Origin of the sequence: Micromonospora sp. RTP1Z1 (genome assembly GCF_033804685.1) — a bacterium.
Classification (GTDB): domain Bacteria; phylum Actinomycetota; class Actinomycetes; order Mycobacteriales; family Micromonosporaceae; genus Micromonospora.
This window is the reverse complement of sequence record NZ_JAPFQV010000026.1, coordinates 40,874-60,232: the sequence shown is the minus strand read 5'-3', so window position 1 is coordinate 60,232 and position 19,359 is coordinate 40,874. Positions and strand designations below refer to the sequence as shown.

Here is a 19,359-nt window from a genome sequence, read left to right as displayed (position 1 = left end):
GCTGGAGCCTGCGTCAGGCCCTTCCCTTGATGCGGCATGAGACTTATCATAAAAAAATCATTTCCGGACTCAAAAGGAAACGACGTTGCCACGAACTCCCGGCGCGACGAACAGGACCCCGAGAGAGCTTGAAGCAGAGGCGAAGCGCCTCAAGGAGAAGGCCAAGCTCATGCGAAAGAACGAGGAGCTGAAGAAGAAGAACGAGGAGCTGAAGAAGAAGCGCGCCACACCGAAGTAGGGCGCCGCCAGAGGACGCCCGGTCGCCTTCGCAGACAGGGCACCGATCAGCTTTAGCAACACGCCCTGGTCCGCTGAGCGGACCAGCGACGCGAGGCTAGTCCGGCAGGCGGACCAACCGGGGCGGGTCACGGAGACGTGGCCCGCCCCTTCGTGTCGCAGTCGCCGCTCACGGGCGGGTCCGCGAGGACGTCGGGGCAGCGGCGGCAGCGCAGCACCAGGTGCCCGCCGCAGGAGCAGGGCCACCAATCGCGCACCGGCCGGGTGGCGGATCCGCCGGCGTAGGCGTGCCCGGCGCGGCAGCGCGCCGGCTCGTCGCCGACTAGCTCGCGGACCTGGCGGTACGGGAAGGCGACCACGTGCGGGTCGGCGCGGGCGGCCTCGACCAGGCGGCGCAGCTCGGCGGGGGAATCGACGACGCGCTCGACGATGGTCACGCCGGCCGGGCTGTTGTCGGCCCGGTCCCAGCGGATGGTGATGTGCCATCGGGTGCCCCACTCCACCTGGCCAGGCTATCGAACAAGTGTTCGATCAATTGGTAGCCGGGGGACTTTCGGAGTCCTCCATGTGGCGCTGGAGCACGGGCCTCAGGTCCAGCTCAGGCCATCCGCTTAGGACGCGGCGCCCCAGGAGGGAAGGGGGCCACGATGGCAATCGGCGACAGCGGGTTGGGGCCCCTCATCAGCCGACACGGACCACCTGCTCACACCCACCATGGTGGTCAGCTCGCCGGGAACGGCCCAGCGCGTGATCGGCCGGCGCCTGGCATGCTCCGCCAAGCGGTAGGCGCACTCGTCAACGTCGGTGAGCCGCTGATCGGCTCAGCAGCTCCAGTCGCCCCAGCGCCAGACCTTCCACGTGGCCCTAGGCCTACCGTGGTACTCGCAGCCAGCGCTGCCACCTCCTGTGCTGACTGTGCCTTCGCCGCCCGGCTGGTCCTCGTACGGCTGCTGGACGTAGCAGAGGCCTGTCTTGCCCGAGCCGGGCTTTCCGTTCGGCGGCTCGCCGATAGCGTCGGTAAGTGTGCTCGATGCGTAGCTGCGGGCGCCGCCGGCATCATCCGGCCCGAACAGCGAGCTATCCCACTTCTCCACGTAGTAGTCGCGCGCCCGGCCAACGTCGTCATAGGCGTGCCACATGGCGACGTTCACGGGGTTGGCGTCCGCGCCATCCGGCGCGGCCAGCGCCGCCTCCTCGTAGCTGGAGTGCGGAAGCGACACGAGCGCATCGGCGATCGCCTGCCCAGGATCGAACGCCTCAACCTCAGCCCACAGTGCGTCAGCCTGCGCCGTCCGCCTGGTGTTGTCGAGCGCAACGCCGTTCTTGTACTGGGTTCCGCGTAGATCGCTGATCTTGTCTCGCTTTGCCTCAAGTTGAATGAACACCTTGGCGTAGGTGGTGCACCACTTGGCCGGCGTCATCTTGTGCCCGGCCGGAATGGCTAGTGCCGTTGGCGCAGGCGCCGGGGCCGCCGCGCTCGAGGCCGAGGTGCTGGGGTTGACGGCGGGGATCTCCTTGCTGGCGGAGACGCCGTCGGTCTTCTTGTCGTCGCTGGCCAGGCCGATCACCATCGAGCCGCCGCAGCACAGCACCACGAACACACCGACGCCGATGAGGGTCGGAAGCAGCCAGGAGGGACGCTTCTTGGTGGCGGGAGGCGGCGGGAACTGGCCGGGAGGCGGCGGTGGGTACTGACCGGGCGCCGGCGGCGGGTACCGGCCGGGCGGCGGCGGGTACTGGCCGGGCGGCGGCGGGTACTGGCCGGGCGGCGGCGGGACCTGGCCGGCGGGGACCTGCGGGAACTGGGCGGTCGGCGGCATCGGCTGCTGGCCGGGCTGGTTCTGGGCAGGGTCGTAGGGGGTGGTCATGGGTGTGGAGGTCTCCCAGGTCTGGTGTCGCGCTGCCCGGTACTGAGCGCAATACCACCAACGCTCTCACAGCGTTCCCACAGACGCCCTCCCCCGGCAGTGCTGGCACAGCCGCCGGTTGCCTGGGGCAAGATCCGATCGACCGACCCACCGTCCGACGATGAGCCACCCGCCACGTCACGCTCCGGCCGCGGCATCCCAGAACGGGTCGGCGTCCTCGCCGAGCAGCAGGGGCACGTCGTACACCGACAGGTCCAGCCGCGGACGCACGTACCACACCCGGTGGCGCCATCGCCGGTGCTCGAAAGCGGTATCCACTTCGATCTCGGCCACCACGGTCGGCTCCACCTGCCCGTAGCGCAGTGGCTCGGGTCGGTCCAGATGCCCGGTCCAGCTTGCCGGCAGCGGCTGCGGCCAGGGGTGCGCGACGATGCCCCGGCGCTGCAACCGGGGTGGGGACAGCAGCGGCGCGAGCTCCCGGCGTTGGACCATCGCCAGCGGATGGCTCCTGCCGGCGTAGCGCAGGTGTCCCCGTCGATCGAACCGACCGAGGAGCAGGGTGCTCGGGTTGCCGAGGCTGCCGGTCACCCCGCCGATGATCGCCTCGGTCGCCGCGCGCACCCGGAACTTCTGCCATCCGCGCCGGCCGGGCTCGTACCGGCCGTCGAGCCGCTTGACGACCACCCCTTCGATCCCGGCCGTCGTGTAGGTGGTCAGCCAATCGCCCACCTCGTTCATGTCGGTGGTCTGCGGCGTGAGGGTCAGCTGCGCCGGCGCGGCCTCGAGCAGCTCCGCCAGCCGGGCCCGCCGCTCGAGCAGCGGCGCGTTGATCACGACGTGCCCGCCGGCGTCGGCGAGCAGATCCCACAGGACGTAGTGCGCCGGGTGTTCCCGCGCAATCATCAGCAGGCCCCGGCCGGCGGTGATCCGGCGCTGCAGCCGGGCGAAGCTGGTCCGCCCCCGCTCCCACACGATCAGCTCCCCGTCGAGGATCACCCCCTGCGGGAGGGTCTGGCGGATCGCCCGGGTGATATCCGGGAAGTACGGGGTCAGGTTCTTGCCGGCGCGCGACTGCAGGTAGACGCCGGCCGCATCGACGAAGGCGATAGCACGGAAGCCGTCCCACTTGGGTTCGTACGCCAGACGCGGCCCCTGCGGCACCGCGTCCACCGGCGCTGAGAGCATCGGGGCGACCGGCCGACGCAGCACCGGCTCGGGCCGGCCGAGGCTCACCCCGGCCGGGCCGAGCCACCCACGCAGCGCACCACGCTCATCCGGCCCCCTGCGGCGATCGTGCCGGACCGGCATGGCACGGCGGGCGCAGATTGGGCAGGGCGAATGGGTCAGTACCTTGAACACGGCGACGTCCCACGCGCAATAGCCGGGGGCCGTCGTCGTGTTCTCGGGGTGCCAGCTACGGGTGTAGCCACTTCCAACCGGCGAGGCAATTGTGGGTGTCGAAGATCGCGCCCTTGGGCACGTCGATCTCCATGTACGACGTCGCGTAGCCGCCGCCATCGAAGCCGTACTCCGGCGGCAGGGACAGCCCCCACCTGCAGTCGCTCGGGCCCGTACCCCCGTCAGTCGCCCACGTTCCCGGCTCGACAAGGTCATCCTTCTCGCACCACTCGACGTTCTTGCAGCTGGACCCGGCGACGTAGTGGCCACACTTGTCGGGCTTGCCGTCGATGCAGTCGCCTCCCTCGTCCGTCATCGTCGTCGGCAGCTTCGGTGTGTAGCTCGGCGAGCTGCTCGGTGACGGGGTGGGCGATGCGCTGGGCGTGGCGGCTAGGGTGGTGGCGGCAGCGGTGGGAGATGCAGTCGCCGCTTGGCGATTCGCCGCCTCCGGCTGATCAGAGCCACGTCCGAGCGCGAAACCGACGGCGAGGATGAGGACGGCAACAGCGACGGCAGCTGCGGCGATGAGGATTCGGCGTTTGCCGGCTGGCGCAGTCGCGGTGGGTTCGGTCATGCGCGGGGATCTTAGTGATCATCAGCGGCGTTGGTTGCCCTCAGGAAATCAGTGTCTCCAAGACGACACAAGATCAGGACTCGGTGGAGGCGAGCATCCCCGCGAGCCGGCAGACTGGATGGCGTGACCGGCCTGCCCGACCTCGAGCCGCCGGCGACGGTGGTATTCGAGGTGGCCACCGCGGACGGTCGCGCGCAGTTGCGCTACAACGGCGGCGTGCGCCTGGCGGAGGTGCGGGTGGCGTACCGGATGCTCACCGGGTCAGGCGGCCGCCCGGTCGACGAGGACCTCGACGAGGACGCTGTCACAGCGGTTGCACCGCAGGTCGTAGCGGGCGGTGTTCTCGGCGGACCCGACGAGCATGAGCGGGTGGTCGTCGTGTCCACGGACGTCCCGGGTGAGCCGGCGCCAGAAGTCGGTGGAGGCGAAGCTGGCTGCCGGCTCGACGAGCCTGGTGTGCTCAGCCACGGGCGTCAGGCCGCCGCTAGGCCGGCGGCCTGGTCGATGGCCCGGTGTAGCTCGGATAGCCGCACGGTGACGGTCGGGTCCTCGGCCGCGGCGGCGCGGGCCCGGGCGTCGACGAGTAGCTGCTTTAGGTACCGGCCCGGGTCGGTGCCGAGTCGGTCGGCCTCGTCCTCGAGCCAGCGCGCCAGCTCCTCGCCCGGTCGGATCGAGTACACGGACTTGACCGGCCGCGGCTGGTGCTCGACCTCGCCGGCGGTCCAGTCGACCGGTGCGTTGGCGGCGTTGAGAGCGTCTTCGCGGTTCATCCCCTGCCTCCTGACAGCATCTTCGCCACGGCGTCGCGCTCGTCGCCCTCCACGCGGCGGGCGCTGACGACGAGGTACTGGTCGTCGCTCTCCTCGATCAGGGTGACCCCGATGATGGAGCCGTTGGGCGCGTGCGCGGCGATGTGCAGCAGCGCCCCGATGTGGCGGCGCACCCGCGGGCGTCCGTGACGTAGGACGTACGAGGCGTCCTGCCAGGCCACGCCGTTCGCGGCGATCGCCCGGTAGCTCTCCTCGTCCCAGCGGATCTGCTCCTCCACCACGCCTCCAGTTTACACACGTAAACGCGGGTCAACGACCAGAACTGGCTGTGGGTGGAGTTCGGTGGCGAGTTACTCGATGCCGACATGGCCGGCGTCTACGAGCTTGAGCCCCTCGCCGGCGCTGGCCCGCCGTGGATTTACGCCTGGGCGCCGACGGGCGGCCTTTCGCCGCCGGACCGCGTCCGGTCAACCGACCCCGGCACGATGAAAGGGGCCCGCTGAGCCAACTCCCGATACGGGAAGGGCGCCGCAACCAACCCGGGCCTGAAGCAAGAACCGGCCAGCGCGGCGCCCTTCGGATGCCGTCAGAAGGCGCGGACGACGGTAATGGTGACGTTGGTGCAGGAGTTCGCCCAGCTGGTCAGGGCGTTCTTCTCGGCGGTGTCGACGGTGAGCCGCCAGCGGATCTTCGTGGCGACCCATTCGTTGATGTAGCGGCAGCGGGCGGAAGCGTAGGGCGGCATCCAGGTGGCCGGGTCCTGGTCGCCCTTGGCCTGGTTGACGTTGTCAGTGACGGCGACGAGGGGGCGAGAGTCGCCGAGGTCGTTGGCGTAGGACTGGCGGCGGCTGGTGGTCCAGTTCCGGGCGCCGGAGTCCCAGGCTTCGGCGAGGGGCACCATGTGGTCGATGTCGAGGTCGCTGGTGATGGTCCAGTGGGCGTTGTCGTAGTAGGAGTACCAGCGCCCACCAGACAGGGAGCAGCCGGATCCGATCGTGGGCTTGGTGGTGGCTTCGGCGATGAGGACCTCGTAGCGGGTGTTGCAGCCGTCGCCGTCGGCGTCGATCCAGAGCGGGAAGAGGCTGCGGTCGTACCCGGTGCGGACCTCGCTGGCCACGGGCAGGTTCGCCACCGCGGTGCGCAGGGCGGCGGAGTAGGTCTCGGCGTGGGCGGGGGCGGCGGTCAGGGCGGTGGTGGCGGTGATGGCGGCCAGCAGCGTGGCGGCCCATCGCAGGGTACGGGTCACGGTCGGCTCTCCCGTTCATCGAAGATAGCGGTACTTCGATATACACAGGTGCCGACCGGCATAGCAATGGTCTACAAGCGAACAACCGCAGAACAGCCGCTCCGCCGGCGGTAGCTGTCAGTCTCTCGCCTCCGACGGAGGCTGCTGGTACTGGTAGACCTCGGTGTCGTCAAGCCTGTCGGCGAGGAAGTAGACGTGCTCGACCGCGGGCGCAGCGACATCGCTCGCCCCGATGTAGAAGCCAGTCTGAGGCAGCTCGACCACCGCCGGCGGGCTGCCATCGGCGGCGACCTCCACGGGCATCAGTCTCCCGTCGACCGGTCCACCCATAAACCATGCCTCTACTGCCGCCATCCGGTCATCATGCCGCCCGCGTCTCTGCGAATGGCCAGGTGCTCGCCGCACCGCCACGCCCACCAGTCCCGCATCGGCCTGGTCGCCGAGCGGCCGGCCTAGCCGTGGCCGTCGTGGCAGTGTTCCGGCTCGTCGCAGACCAGCTCGCGGGTCTGCCGGTACGGGAAGCCGACCACATGCGTGTCGGCGCTGCGCCCGCTCGATGGTGTTCCGCGCCTCGTACGGCACGGTGGCTGTATCCAAAGAGGCGTCGGGCGCCCGGACCAATGGCGCTCGGTCGGTCTCGTATGTATGGCCTCTCACCTGTACGGTCATCCGGGCAAGGCGGAAGGCACGTGGAGTTGAGCGGCGGGGGAGTGGATGTAGGTGGCGGGTCGAAGCGGGGTGAACGTCGACAAGACGGTCTTTGTTGACGACTACGAACACGTTGCCGCTAAGCGGACCAATAATCCGCCGGCTGGTCTGGCGCACCTTGACCGCGATGAGACACCGGTACGCCGGCTCGCGTATGACCCGCACCTCGACCCCCAACTCGTGTGGGCGGGCAAGGCCGAGCGGAACGCCGTCGATGTACCCGCACCGTCGATCCACGTGCACGAGGAACTGTCCGCGCAGAAGATCATTGGGTCCGTGCGGCGGCAGCGGCTTCAGCAGCCACTGTTCGACCTTGACGTGCTTGACCCCGCTCAGGCGGTTGAGTTCTACGAGCACGACCTGAACTGGTCGAACAGGATGATCCTCGGCGACAGCCTGATGGTGCTGACGAGCCTGCTCGACCGCGAACGCATGGCTGGTCAGGTCCAGTGTGTGTTCATGGATCCGCCGTACGGCATCAGGTACCAGAGCAACTTCCAGCCCCGGATCAGCGATCGCGCGGTCAAGGACGGCGATGACAAATCGCTGACTCGCGAGCCGGAGATGATCCAGGCTTACCGTGATACATGGGAACTCGGTGTCCATACTTATCTGACGTACCTGCGTGACCGATTCGCTGTCGCACACGAGCTGCTTGCCGACACCGGCTCGATCTTCATCCAGATCGGTGAGGAGAACGTGCACCGCGTCCGCGCGGTGCTCGACGAGGTGTTCGGCGGCGAGAACTTCGTGAGCCAGATTTCCTTTGTCACCACGAGCGGCGCTGGTGCACCCGGCGAACTCCGGGCGCTACCGGCGACGGCCAACTACCTCGTCTGGTACGCGAAGGATCGCGAGCAGATGAAGTATCGCCAGCTCTATCTGGCAAAGCGCGGCGTGGGAGATGACCTCAACTACGCCTACCTCGAGCTGGCTGATGGCTCGCGACGGCGGATGACCTCCGACGAAATCAAGGGCAAAGTCGCTCTTCCCGATGGATCTCGCCCCTACCGGATCGACAACCTCACGTCTCAAGCGGTACGTGAGAACAGCGGGCGTTACACGGTCGAACTCGACGGGAAGCGTTACCAGCCAGCACGCGGCGTCTGGAAGACGGGTCCGGAAGGGATGGAGCGCCTCAAGGCGGCTCGCCGTCTCCAGGGAGGCGGTGGCAGCACTCTCAGCTACGTCCGGTATCTCGATGACTTCGATGCGCGCCCGCTGACGAACGTCTGGGACGACACCGTGCAGTCCGGCTTCGGCGCGGAGAAACAGTACGTCGTGCAGACCAACCCGCGCGTCATCGCTCGATGCATCCTGATGACTACCGACGCTGGCGATCTCGTCGTTGATCCGACATGCGGGTCAGGCACGACGGCCTTCGTCGCTGAGCAGTACGGGAGGCGGTGGATCACCACCGACACCAGTCGGGTCGCTCTCGCGATCGCCCGGGAACGCCTGCTCACCGCCCGGTACGACTACTACCAGCTTCTCGATCCAGGCCGCGGCGTCGACGGTGGGCTGAAGTACAGGACCCTTCAGCGGGTAACGCTGCGGTCGATCGCGCGGGGCGAGGAGCCGGAACAGGTCGTGCTATGTGACCTGCCGATCGTCGTCAAGGGGAAGGTGCGCGCGAGCGGCCCGTTCACCGTCGAGGCGCTGTCGCGTTACGCGGTCAATCCGACCGACGAGGCCCCGTCGGAGCCGGAGCACATCGAGATCGACGCGACCGACCATGTGCAGACGCTCCTGGCGGCGCTGCAGGCGCAGGGCATCCCGCGCCCGGGCAGCCGGCCATCAAAGATCGAGTCGCTGGCGCCGCTCGCCGGGGCTGGTGCACTCCAGGCGGAAGGTGTGGCCGACCTGGGCGGCAAACGGCGCCGGTTCGCTGTCGCGCTGGGTCCGAAGTTCGGCGCGATCACGATGGCGCAGGTCTCGGACGCACTGCGCGAGGCGATCGGCTTTGACATGGTGGTGTTCGCCGGGTTCGCGGTGTCCGCCGACGCGCAGGAACGCCTCGCCACCGGCAAGGTCGGCGGAACACAGGTGTCGCTGCTGCTGGCGAACCCGGATCTGCTCGTCGGCGACCTGCTCAAGAACACGAAGGCGTCCCAGACGTTCCGGCTCTACTCCGCCCCGGACGTCAAGATTGAGCAGGGCAAGGACGGCTACCGCGTCACGGTCGAAGGCGTCGACACCTTTGACGCCGCTACGGGCGAGGTCGTCTCCCACGGTCGGACCGGCGTCCAGGCCTGGTTCCTCGACGACGACTACGACGGCACCGTGTTCCGGGTGGCGCAGGCGTTCTTCCCCGTCACCGACGCGTGGAAGAAACTTCAGGCGGCGCTGCGCGGAACCGTGGACGCCGACCTGCTCGGTGAGCTTCACGGGTGGACATCACTGCCGTTCAACGCCGGGGAACATCACCGCGTCGCGGTCCGCGTCATCGCCCAGGACGGCAACGCCGCCGAGGTCCTGCTTCCGCTGCCCGGGAGCGCCTCCTGATGGCGAGCGGCGCGGCTGAGAGCGGTGGCGTCAGCACGGTCATCGAAGGCAACCCCATCATCAACAACGCCTTTGCGGAACCGACGCGCTACTGGCACTTCAGCGGCGTCACCCCGGAAATCCGCGACGGCCGCCGGACCGCGGGCTACCTGGCGCCGTCGCCCGACGGCCAGCTCAAAATCACCGACGATGTCATCCCACTCGCGCTGGTCAACGACCTCCGAGACCGCGTCAGGCAGTGGCGCGCCGACGGGTATGCCGGTGCCACAACGATCACACGCGACCTGTTTCGGCACTGGTTCGACGACGACCGGGTCGCGTCCGCCACGCGGCCGTTCTTCTGCCAACAGGAGGCCGTCGAGACCATAGTGTTTCTCGTCGAGGCGCCCGACCATCTCAAGGTCGGCGTCGACGTGCCGGGCTCCGGCGAGGCGTATGCACGCTGGGCGGTGAAGATGGCCACCGGCACCGGCAAGACGATGGTGATGGCCTTGGTCACCACCTGGTCGGGACTGAACAAGGCTGCCAACCGGCAGGACACCCGGTTCGCCGACCAGATCCTCGTTATCGCGCCCAACATCACCGTCCGGGACCGGCTCGCCCGTACGGGCGGCATCGACCCGACACACCCCGAGTCGCTCTACATCGAGTTCGGCCTGATCCCGCCGCAGTACTCGGCGCTGCTCGGTCAGATCCGCGTCCAAGTGATGAACTGGCACGGGCTCGCGCCCAAGGAGGATCCAAAGCGGTCCGTGCTCAAGCGTGGCCGGGAGTCCGACGCCGCCTTTTGCCGCCGGGTCCTCACAGACCTGTCGCCGACCGGTCGGGTCCTCGTCCTCAACGACGAGGCCCACCACGCCTACCGGTTCCCGCCCGACGCGGTCGCCCGTGGCGCGGACGCAGACGAGCTGCGCGAGGCGACCGTGTGGATCGACGGGCTGGAGCGGATCCACCGCCGCCGCGGCGTCCTGCGCGCGATCGATCTGTCTGCGACGCCCATGTTTCCCGGCATGTTCAAGGACCGGGCATGGAGGCCGTTCGAGTGGATCATCAGCGACTTCGCGCTGGTCGACGCAATCGAGTCCGGGCTCGTGAAGATCCCCCGCACGCCGACGGCCGACGACGCCGGGGAGGCCGTGCCTAAGTACCGCAACCTGTGGGAGCACATCCGCAAGACGCTTCCCAAGCGCAACCAGGCCGAGGCCGAGTCGCACCCGATGATGGACTACCTCGCCGAGGCCGACGGGCCGCTCAAGCAGCTCGCCGCCGCGTGGGAGGCCACGTTCACCACCTGGGAGGAGGCTGGCCGCGCCGTACCGCCGGCGATGGTCGTCATCGCTCACGACACCACTGTCGCGCGGCTGCTGGAAAAGCACATCGCCGAGATCGGCGAGGCCTCGCCGATGCTGGTCAACCCGAAGACCGGCGACCGCGTCACCATCCGCATCGACTCCGACGCCCTCGCTAAGGCCGAGGCTGGCGAGGGCAATGGCGCCGCCGAGCAGACGCGCGAGATCGTCGCCACCGTGGGCCGCGTCGGCAAGCCGGGCGAGCAGGTCCGCTGCCTCATCTCCGTCGCCATGCTCAGCGAGGGCTGGGACGCACGCAATGTGACGCAGATCCTCGGCCTTCGAGCTTTCGCGTCCCAGCTTCTGTGTGAGCAGGTCGTCGGCCGCGGCCTGCGTCGCTCAAGCATGAGCGATCTCTCCCAGCCGGAGTTCGTCGACATCTACGGCGTCCCGTTCCAGTTGCTGCCGATGGCGAAGGCCACCGGCGGGAAACCGAGCCCACCGCCCGACTACACCAACGTGCACACCGTGCGCGACCGGCCGGCCATGCGGATCGAGTTCCCGCGGCTCGTCCAGGTGGTACCGGATATCCAGGACACCCTGAGTATCGACCTGGACGCGATCGAGCCGATCCGGGTCACGCCCCGATTCGACCCGACCCAGACATGGGTCGAGTTCGACCTCGGCACCCCGCACGGCGGCATGGGCGGCGAGACACAGGACCGGGAGCGCGCCTACGAGAACTTTCGCGTCCAGCGGCTCCTGTTCCGCGTCGCTGCCGGGCTGATCGAGCCATACAAGAAGCCGTGGCTGTTTCCACAGGCGCTCCGCATCGCGCGGCAGGTCATTCGGCCGGTCACAGAGGGCGGCAAGATTGACTACGCGGACGGCGTTGACCCACGGGAGATCTGCAACCTCCGCTACCTCACCGTCATCCGTGAGCGGCTCTCCGCCGCACTACGGCCGGGCGAGGGACCGGAGCGATTTCTGCCGGCCCTCGACGAGTACCAGCCCACCGGCACCACCGACGGCTTGAATTTCAATGCACCCACCGACCGGTGCGTCCCCGCCGCCAGGAGTCACCTGTCACACGCCGTCGTCGACTCCGGCCTGGAACGCAAGATGTGCGCCGTGCTGGACGCACACGACGAGGTGCAGGCCTGGGTCAAGAACCACAAGCTGTTCCTGGAAATCCCGTACCTCTACTTCGGCATCACTCACCGCTACCGCCCGGACTTCGTGGTCCGGATGAAGAGCGGCCTGACCGTGCTCCTTGAGGGCAAGGGGATCCCTGACGAGAAGGATGACGCCAAGGCGACCGCCGCCCGGCGCTGGATTGAGGCCGTCAACACCTGGAACGGCCTCGGCACCTGGATCCACCGCATCTGCTACGACCCGGGCACGCTCGACGCAGACCTGAGTGCGCTTCACAGGACCGGTCTGGCGCCGGCGCCCCGGGGCGAGACTTTCCCGCCACCGTCCGATGAAGAACACGGCGAGGACCTTCGCAGGCACGGGCGACCTGACCGGCATGCCACGCGATGAGAAGCACGGCTAGCTCGTGAAGGTTGTCGACAATGCCAACCCCGCCGACCCATCGGCTGCTGAGCCTCGACCCAACCCTGCTGACCGCCGAAGGGGACGAGGAGCAGATCGAGGCAAAGGGTCAGACCCTCGGCGCGCAGGTTCGCGTCGAAGACGACGACTTCTAGTCTTGGTGAGGCAACGGTCCCGGCGTACAGCAGGCGAGGCTTTTCTCGCCTGCATTGAGGAGTGGCCGTGACCGTCAGGAGGGTCACGCTTCCGACGGATGACGCGTTCGCTCTTGCAGAGCGTCTACGCGTCCTCGTCGACCCCGAAATCCTTGCGGAAGTGGTGGACCGGCTGAGAGGTGCAGAGGAGGTTTTGACAAGCCGATACCACCGCACCGGTACGTGCCCGGAGATGCTTCCGGGCGATCCGTTACTTCTTGCAACCGAGTCCGGCCTCGGAGAAGACGGGTTCTGGCACCCACTGCATCCAGCCACAGGCGTCCCGCTTTGCGATCATGCCCGAGGGCAGGAACCTGCCCCAGCGCGGTCGGCGCCGAAGGAGAGGCAGCCGGTGCTCTCCACGCCACGAGCCGTTCGCTGTGCTCCACACCCGGTCAGCGGACTAGCAGAAGAGTGGCCAGCAGTGCATTGGCCCGGGTTTGCAGAATTTCCACCAGCACCGCCCAAGTCGTGGCCGACCCCGCGGCCACCCAAATGGTTCATCTGGTACGTGCTCTACCCCCTACAGAACGGACGATGCGCCGCCTGCCACCGTCGAGCACCCCAATCGATAGACCATTGCCATGACACCTATCTCGTACGCGGCCTCCTGTGTTCTGCCTGCAACAACGCGGAGAACAACTGCTGGCATGACCCCAATTGCTTTGCCGAGTACTACGCGAACCCGCCGGCGAAGCCCTTCCAGTGGGTCTACCCCGTTGGATGCAGCCATGGATCCTTCCGGCCACCTGTCCAGATCAGGGTGAACGGAGGGCTGGTCACCCCCTGACGCAGGGCCACGAGGGGCCGATCGCTTGCTAGCGCTGCTCCGCGTAGCTCGGGACCGGGGTAAACAGCGGTCCCCTGGCCCGCTGGCAGTCGGACCGGCATCTGGCAAGCGACCCCGGCGGGCTTGCCCCTGTCAGCCGGGTCTGCGGACCCATTCAACGAGGAAGTCGTGGGCTTCGGCGGGCAACGCCCATGAGTTGACGATGTCGATGGCCGCCTCGTGGTAGCTGCCTTCCGTGGCGGTCATGAACTGCTCAAGCTGATCGACGTGGGGCCGCCTCCTTGCAACCCGCATGATCGGGAGCAAAAGCAGGATCAGGGAGGCGCGGCTGTGTTTGCTCATCTCGCGCAGTGCCGCCTCATCGAATCGGGGCAGCTCCCGGTCCCAAAAGTTCTGCGGCAAGGCGGCGCGGGAAAGCCAATCACGGTTGGCGATGATCTGGGGGTAGTACGCTTCAAGGGTTTCATCCCACAGGCCAAGGGCTGGTGCCGTCTGGCCGACGGGTGGGGCGACCGTTTCCGCCAGTATCCTAGTGAGAACAGGAAGTATGGCAGCGCCGGCCACGTAAGTCAGTTCGTAGAGGATCGGGAGGCCGCGCTCGGCGAGGTCATCGGCGGTGGGCCGCTGAATAAGGCGGTGCCACATGCGGGCCGTCTCGGGTACGGCCCGCTGGGATAAGTCATCCGCGACCAGCCCTTTGATCAACTCCCCGGTGCCGTCCGTTAGAGCGATCGGTTGGTTCAGCAGCATCTCGTAAAGCAACCCGGCCGAACTGCTCAGGGGCATAACTCTGGCATTACGCTCAACGGCGTCCGCAATCGCACGGGCTATGCGGGCGGCGTTGTCCGGCGCGGTGACCGCCAGCAGCCCCGAAAGTGGTATGTCCTCTTCTGGAAAGACCTCCAGCTGGATCCTCCGACGGTCGGCCGCCGGTGCTGCACACGATCGGGCCACCACGCGAGTGACCACGTCGCGGAGCGTGGTGTTGTCCGGGGCAACGTTCTCCATGCACCGGGCGGCAAAGGACAGGTGGCTGACCGAGGCGCTGGCGACCTCGTCGACGCGGGCCAGCGCGAGGCGCAATACCCGGTCCGCGCCGTCGTCGCAATGGCGGTCCAGGATCTGCACTGCCAGCTGGCCGACAACGTCCCAGGTGCTGTCGAGGAGGTGCGGCTCCAACTGGCTCCATACCACCTCGGGATCGGGCTGATGCTTAACGAGTTGGGAGGCGGCGAAGAACTCCAGGAACGTGCGGTGCACGAACCCGTAGTGCGGTTGCAGGGCGTCGGAGCCCATGTCGGTGAGTACCCAGGCGCGGCCTGCGCAGAAGTCAAGGAAGTCGGCGGCGGCCTGAGCCGCTTCATCAGGGTCCTCGAACCGCTTGGTCTTCATGTATTCGGCGAGGAACGCGATCAGCTCCGCGCGTCGCAGCGCTTGGCGGCCCTGCGGGTCGGTGAATAGCCGCCAGGCCAGGCGCTGCACTGCTGGGCGGATGTGTGCCCCGTACCGGTGTGTGACATCGATGCCCCGTGACCGGTCCCAGGTCTCGAATAGCAGCTCGGCGCACTTCTCGTAGATCTCGGGCTTGTTGCGCGGGATGTAGTGAACGGTCGAGTACAGACCGCACAGCAGCGACAGCACCAGCGGGTTGACTCGCAGGTCGCGCGCCACTTCGCTTTCCCGCATGAACGCCTCGGTCAGCTGCCGGCGCTGGTCAGCGCCCAAGGTGGTGTCGAGCCGGAACCACCGGTTGGCGTACTGGTTGACCTGGGTCTCGTTGAAGGGGGCAATGTCGACGGTCGGAAACAGGTCAGAGTCGAGCGGGGCGTCTGGATAGCCGACGACGCGGGAGGTGGCGATGACGCGGGCAAGCGGGTACCGGTGGGCGAAGCCATCGACGAGCTGGGCGAATGATTGCCGGTAGGAGCTATCACCGAGTTCGTCGATGCCGTCGATGATCACCGTGGCGCGGCCGTTAAGAAGCAGATACTCGAGCGCGTCCGGTGGGGGGTTGACGTTGCCAGGGCGTCGGCACGCCGCCTCGAGGTAGTGCAGCAGCGTGTGGTGATCGGTGCGCAGTGACTGAGTGTGTGCACGGACGACGAGTAAGATCGGCACCTGCCCTTCCAGGCCGCCGATCTTGTCGGCCGCCAGGTCGTGGGCGAGCTTCGCGGCCAGCGTGGACTTTCCCGCGCCCGGGTCGCCGAGGATGACGAAGCGAACGGCGTTGTTCATGCCGTCAGCGAGCGCGAACGTCTCTGAGGTCGATGAATCCCACAAGGGGGAGGCGGCGGCCGGGCGCAGTCCTGGGGTGACGTACAGCTGGGCGTAGTCGACCTGGCGGTTCAAGTCGTGCGCGGCCATGCGCAGCTTCGCGTGGCCAGCCTTGGTCGCAGAGCGAACGGCCTTGGCGAACTGGTCAATTTCGTCGAGCGACTTGAGGCGGTCCAGCAGCTCGCTGTTGAGGACCCCGGCAGCGGCCACTCTGGCCGCCATCGCCACGGCGCGGCCGCTGTCGAGCGTTCCTGGTGCCGCAGTCAGTCGCACCGCGTGCACCGCGGCGTCCACCAGTTCGTGTAGGACGTCGGTGGCCTGTACCAGGTCCGCCCCGGCGAACTCGCCGTGGTGACGCAAGCCGTGCCGCAACTGCTCACGCAGCACGCTCCGCGTTTCGTCGGTTGTCGAGGCGAGGGAGGAGATCATGGCCTGGCGTACCAGGTGATCGAACTGAGCGGACTCGGCGAACTCCCGAAACCGACGGAGCTGCTGAGGGTCCAGGTGCTCGATGAACCGTTCGGTGTTCCCAGCGACCAGGATGCCGGCGGCCTCGGTGGCGATCTTGTTCCGCTGGTACCTGGTCAGCAGCTTCCGGCCGATGATGGTGCTGCAGTTGACGGCCGCCTTGGTAGCCAACGGACCGAGCGTCGCCATGTCCATGGACGATCCCCCTTTACCGCTGCCGCAGAGCGCGGTGTGGTAACGATAGGTGCGTTGACCGCCCACCCAGCGTGGGGCGCGGCTTCCTAGGCACGGTGCGCCGAGTCGGAAAGTCCGATCGGTCGGATAGGGCCACTTGTGTCCGCAGGAGTTGCGGCGTGGTTCCGGGCCGCAGGGGGCGTTGAGCTGAGAACCGGCACGCCTATCGTGGCGAGCCGGAGGTCGCCGACGGTGACGTGGCCGTACTGGCCGTCGTGGCCCGGGTAGAGCAGCGCTGCTTGCTGCACGCGGAGTCGGTGTGCGTAGCTGCTCAGCTGATAGAGCTCGTCGGCCTTCGGCTTGGCCTGCCAGTGGCGGTACTTGGCGTCGTACACCGCCACGGGCTTGTGCAGTTCGTCAAGGATGACGAAGTCCGCGTACGCCGTCATCGGCTGGGAGTCGTCGGTGAGCACCACGGGGTGTTGTGCTGATATTCGCTGTCCGGCTGGTAGTTGGTTCGCGAGCCAGTGGCCCACGTAGGTCTCCCAGACCTTCGTCATGTTGAACAGCACCGTGACGCCGGAGGCACCGGAGGCGGTGGGAAGCACGGTGTGGCCGGCGAGGACGAGCAATGCCAGCGCGTAGGCTTCACGGTATCGCGGCGGTACCAAGGTTGGGCGGCGCTGCATCAGTCGTTGAGGGTCTGCGACTTGCGAGATCGACGTGAAGCATGGGCCGAGTGCTCGCAGCCGTGCCGACAGTGCCGGGTCTGGGTAGTGCTGCTGTACGAGCACTCGGTGCGCGGCGGCGATGGTCTGATTGAGCAGGATGTCCTGAGTCAGGCGCTTGGCCTTGGTCACCAGGCGGTCGGGGCGCCCGAGATACTTCGCGAGGTGCGCGGTCACGTCGGGGACGCCGGGGTAGGGCGGCCGGGTGAAGGTTCGAGACTGGTATTCCTTGGCCAAGCCAAATCCGACGAGCCGTTCGGTTTCCCGAGCGAATGCTGTGGCGATCAGATCGACTAGGCCACGGCTGGCGCTGCCCGCGGCTGCGGTGTCGCGTAGCAGCACGGGCTGGCGTGCGGCCAGCCGCAGCAGCTCGCGGAAGTCCGCGAACGGAAAGCGGCTGGCGATGTCGACCGTGCGTCCTGATCCAAGCGTGAAGCGTCCAACGTACGGCCCGGGTTGAACGTCGAAGAGTCCTGGCTTCCCAGACGGCAGGACCTGCTGGATGACCCGGGGCTTGTCGCGTCGGGTCGCCGAGCCGCGGGTCAGCTGTGCCAGTTCACCCGCTTCCCGATCGGTGAGCACGACACGGCTGATCTCGTACTCGCGTAGACGCAGCATTCAGCTTCGCTCTGCGATAAGCGCACGGACATCCACGTCCAACCGCTCCAGCTCTTCTGGCCGCTCGAACCAGTGCTCTGCCAGATACGGGTATAGCTGGTAGGACCAGATGCCCTCGGCTGTTGCGGCGTCGATCTGCTCGACCATCCAGTACGAGTGGCCGGGGCTGACGGGTGATTGGTGACCGACCCGGTCGCGGATCAGGCGGAACATGCCGAGCAACAAATCGGCGTCTACATCAGAGCGTGTGCTGGACCACCTGGCCAGAACGTCGTCGCTGGGGTGCAAGTGAAAGGCGTTGAACCGGCGACGCAGGGCGAAGTCGACGAGCGCGAGGCTCCGGTCTGCCGTGTTCATCGTCCCCAGAATGACGACGTTGGGCGGCACCGAGAACTGCCGTTGTGAGTACGGCAGGACTGCTGGTTTGAGACCCCGGTACTCGAGCAGGAAGAGCAGCTCACCGAAGACCGCAGCAAGGTCAGCTCGGTTCATCTCGTCGATGACGAGGACGAACACGTCATCGGATGGGGCCCGGCGTGCCCGTTCGCACAGCTTGAAGAACACCCCATCGCGCGGGGTGTAGCGCAGGGCGCCGCCGTCGGCCAAGTCGGGCCGCAGGCCTTCGACAAAGTCCTCGTAGGAGTATGCGGGGTGGAACTGGACGAGTTCGACATGGTCGGGCGAGGTCGCGAGGTGGTGGGCGAGCTTCAGGGCGACCCACGTCTTCCCTGTCCCGGGCGGCCCGAAGAACACCGCTTGACGCATCGGTCCGTGTAGCGCTGCAACCCAACTGTCGATCTGTTCCACCGGCAGGTAGCACTGGTCTGCCACCTGTTCGGCGGTGAGTTGCCCGTTGGACGGAACGTCGATAGCCGTGGCTGGTTCGGCGACCGGGCCGGCGATGCTTGGCACGTTCGCAGCCCGCATGATGTTCGTGAGCACGGCGTCCGCTTCCTGCGGCGCAACACCGTGCTGTTCACGCCATGTCCGCAGGACCTCACAGAAGCGCTCATAGCCGACCTGACCGTCCGCGCGGAAGGTCTTCCCGGATACTCGAGCGAGGCCCTTCATCGTGGCATTGATGCACACTGCGAACTGTTCCGGGTCGCGCAGGTACAGCAGCATGCTTGGCAGCGACGAGCCCGCACCGGGCAGCACCGAACGGTCGGCGTACATGCGGCCCAGCAGCACCAACGCCTCGTTGGCCGGGGAGGTCCACAGCTCCGCGACGACGCGGTTGAAGCGGTCGATGTCTTCGGTCAGCTTGTTCATCACGGCCCCGGCGAAGCCGGGCGAAAACCGGTCCATGCGCATCTTGCCGGCCTGCTCATGCCGGTTGAACAGCCGCCCCAGCTGTAATGCCTCGTCGACGCTCATGGAGCCAGCGCGTTTGTCGAGCAGGTCGCGTGCATCCGTCTCCGCCTCGACACGTCCCGCCACGAACCGCTTACCGAAGATTTCCCGTACCTCGGCTAGCGATTGGGGTGTCGGGTCAACTGCTGACTGCGTGTCGTAGCCCATTGCTCTCCCTACGATCCCGGCGGCCAGGACTGGCCAACTCGCGTCGCCACGGCCACACGCTAGAGCAGCTGCCCACGTCGCGCTGCCTATCCGGCCGCAGTGCCATTGCCTATGCTCGTAGCTGTGACGGACCTGTTCGAGATCGTGGTGGTGCTCTTCGTCGTCGCCCGCGTGACCAGGCTGGTCACCGCCGACGAGATCACCCGACGACCCCGAGAGGCGATCGTGAGGCGGCTGCCCGAGGGCAGCGTGTTCGCCTACCTGCTGTTCTGCCGCTGGTGCCTGTCCGTGTGGATCGCCGCACCGGCCGCCGCCGGCTGGTGGCACCTGTCCGACGTCCCCCGCTGGTCGGGCTATTGGTGGGCCGACGTGCCCACCGTCGCGTTGGCCCTGTCCTACGCGACCGGCCTGCTGGTGCGCGCCGAGCCGGAGGAGTAGCG

General features: G+C 67.4%; 18 protein-coding genes. 5 read left to right on the top strand and 13 right to left on the bottom strand.

Translation table 11 applies throughout. The features are described from left to right. Positions 1–69 precede the first annotated feature (69 nt). The 10 genes from SLP03_RS15335 to SLP03_RS15290 form a co-directional block, all read right to left on the bottom strand. The gene (locus SLP03_RS15335) at positions 70–300 is read right to left on the bottom strand and encodes a hypothetical protein (RefSeq protein ID WP_319461264.1); all 231 of its coding nucleotides are present in this window, start codon (positions 298–300) and stop codon (positions 70–72) included. A 65-nt stretch (positions 301–365) separates the two neighbouring features. Next, the gene (locus SLP03_RS15330; RefSeq protein ID WP_319461263.1) at positions 366–740 is read right to left on the bottom strand and encodes a hypothetical protein; all 375 of its coding nucleotides are present in this window, start codon (positions 738–740) and stop codon (positions 366–368) included. A gap of 318 nt (positions 741–1,058) precedes the next feature. Further along, on the bottom strand, positions 1,059–2,105 hold the full coding sequence (locus tag SLP03_RS15325) for a hypothetical protein (protein ID WP_319461262.1): 1,047 nt from the start codon (positions 2,103–2,105) through the stop codon (positions 1,059–1,061). A gap of 177 nt (positions 2,106–2,282) precedes the next feature. Continuing rightward, positions 2,283–3,464 carry an ATP-dependent DNA ligase gene (locus tag SLP03_RS15320; RefSeq protein ID WP_319461261.1) on the bottom strand — a complete coding sequence of 394 codons (1,182 nt, stop codon included), beginning with the start codon at positions 3,462–3,464 and terminating at the stop codon, positions 2,283–2,285. A 55-nt stretch (positions 3,465–3,519) separates the two neighbouring features. Beyond that, positions 3,520–4,077, bottom strand: coding sequence for a hypothetical protein (locus tag SLP03_RS15315; protein WP_319461260.1), 558 nt, complete (start codon positions 4,075–4,077; stop codon positions 3,520–3,522). Positions 4,078–4,338: 261 nt separating this feature from the next. Beyond that, positions 4,339–4,545, bottom strand: coding sequence for a hypothetical protein (locus tag SLP03_RS15310; protein ID WP_319461259.1), 207 nt, complete (start codon positions 4,543–4,545; stop codon positions 4,339–4,341). Between the two features lie 5 nt (positions 4,546–4,550). Then, on the bottom strand, positions 4,551–4,847 hold the full coding sequence (locus SLP03_RS15305; RefSeq protein WP_262285944.1) for a hypothetical protein: 297 nt from the start codon (positions 4,845–4,847) through the stop codon (positions 4,551–4,553). After that, a complete protein-coding gene (locus tag SLP03_RS15300; RefSeq protein WP_262285943.1) occupies positions 4,844–5,128 on the bottom strand; it encodes a hypothetical protein in 285 nt (94 codons plus the stop codon). Before SLP03_RS15300 ends, SLP03_RS15305 begins: the two co-directional genes overlap by 4 nt. Before the next feature lie 305 nt (positions 5,129–5,433). Beyond that, positions 5,434–6,093 carry an HNH endonuclease family protein gene (locus tag SLP03_RS15295; protein ID WP_319461258.1) on the bottom strand — a complete coding sequence of 220 codons (660 nt, stop codon included), beginning with the start codon at positions 6,091–6,093 and terminating at the stop codon, positions 5,434–5,436. 117 nt (positions 6,094–6,210) lie between these two features. Next, positions 6,211–6,447, bottom strand: a complete 237-nt coding sequence (locus SLP03_RS15290; RefSeq protein ID WP_319461257.1) for a hypothetical protein — start codon at positions 6,445–6,447, stop codon at positions 6,211–6,213. Between the two features lie 384 nt (positions 6,448–6,831). On the opposite strand from SLP03_RS15290, the gene SLP03_RS15285 reads away from it, so the two are divergent. From SLP03_RS15285 to SLP03_RS31640, 4 genes are all read left to right on the top strand, one after another. Continuing rightward, entirely contained in the window at positions 6,832–9,306 is a 2,475-nt protein-coding gene (locus SLP03_RS15285) for a site-specific DNA-methyltransferase (RefSeq protein ID WP_319461256.1), read from the top strand. Further along, positions 9,306–12,140, top strand: a complete 2,835-nt coding sequence (locus SLP03_RS15280; protein ID WP_319461255.1) for a DEAD/DEAH box helicase family protein — start codon at positions 9,306–9,308, stop codon at positions 12,138–12,140. The genes SLP03_RS15285 and SLP03_RS15280 overlap by 1 nt, the downstream gene beginning before the upstream one ends. Positions 12,141–12,172: 32 nt before the next feature. After that, complete coding sequence (locus SLP03_RS15275; protein ID WP_319461254.1) at positions 12,173–12,307, top strand: hypothetical protein; 135 nt, start codon at positions 12,173–12,175, stop codon at positions 12,305–12,307. 232 nt (positions 12,308–12,539) lie between these two features. Further along, positions 12,540–13,136: an endonuclease domain-containing protein gene (locus SLP03_RS31640; protein ID WP_413644528.1), complete on the top strand. Its 597-nt coding sequence runs from the start codon at positions 12,540–12,542 to the stop codon at positions 13,134–13,136. Between the two features lie 132 nt (positions 13,137–13,268). Here the strand turns inward: SLP03_RS31640 and SLP03_RS15270 are convergent, their stop codons facing one another. The 3 genes from SLP03_RS15270 to SLP03_RS15260 form a co-directional block, all read right to left on the bottom strand. Continuing rightward, positions 13,269–16,073, bottom strand: coding sequence for an NACHT domain-containing protein (locus SLP03_RS15270; RefSeq protein ID WP_319461253.1), 2,805 nt, complete (start codon positions 16,071–16,073; stop codon positions 13,269–13,271). 86 nt (positions 16,074–16,159) lie between these two features. Next, positions 16,160–17,398, bottom strand: coding sequence for a 5-methylcytosine restriction system specificity protein McrC (locus SLP03_RS15265; RefSeq protein ID WP_319461252.1), 1,239 nt, complete (start codon positions 17,396–17,398; stop codon positions 16,160–16,162). Further along, the gene (locus tag SLP03_RS15260) at positions 17,399–18,919 is read right to left on the bottom strand and encodes an McrB family protein (protein WP_319461251.1); all 1,521 of its coding nucleotides are present in this window, start codon (positions 18,917–18,919) and stop codon (positions 17,399–17,401) included. It abuts the gene before it with no gap. Positions 18,920–19,042: 123 nt separating this feature from the next. On the opposite strand from SLP03_RS15260, the gene SLP03_RS15255 reads away from it, so the two are divergent. Further along, the gene (locus SLP03_RS15255; RefSeq protein ID WP_319461250.1) at positions 19,043–19,357 is read left to right on the top strand and encodes a hypothetical protein; all 315 of its coding nucleotides are present in this window, start codon (positions 19,043–19,045) and stop codon (positions 19,355–19,357) included. The last annotated feature ends 2 nt before the right edge of the window (positions 19,358–19,359 follow it).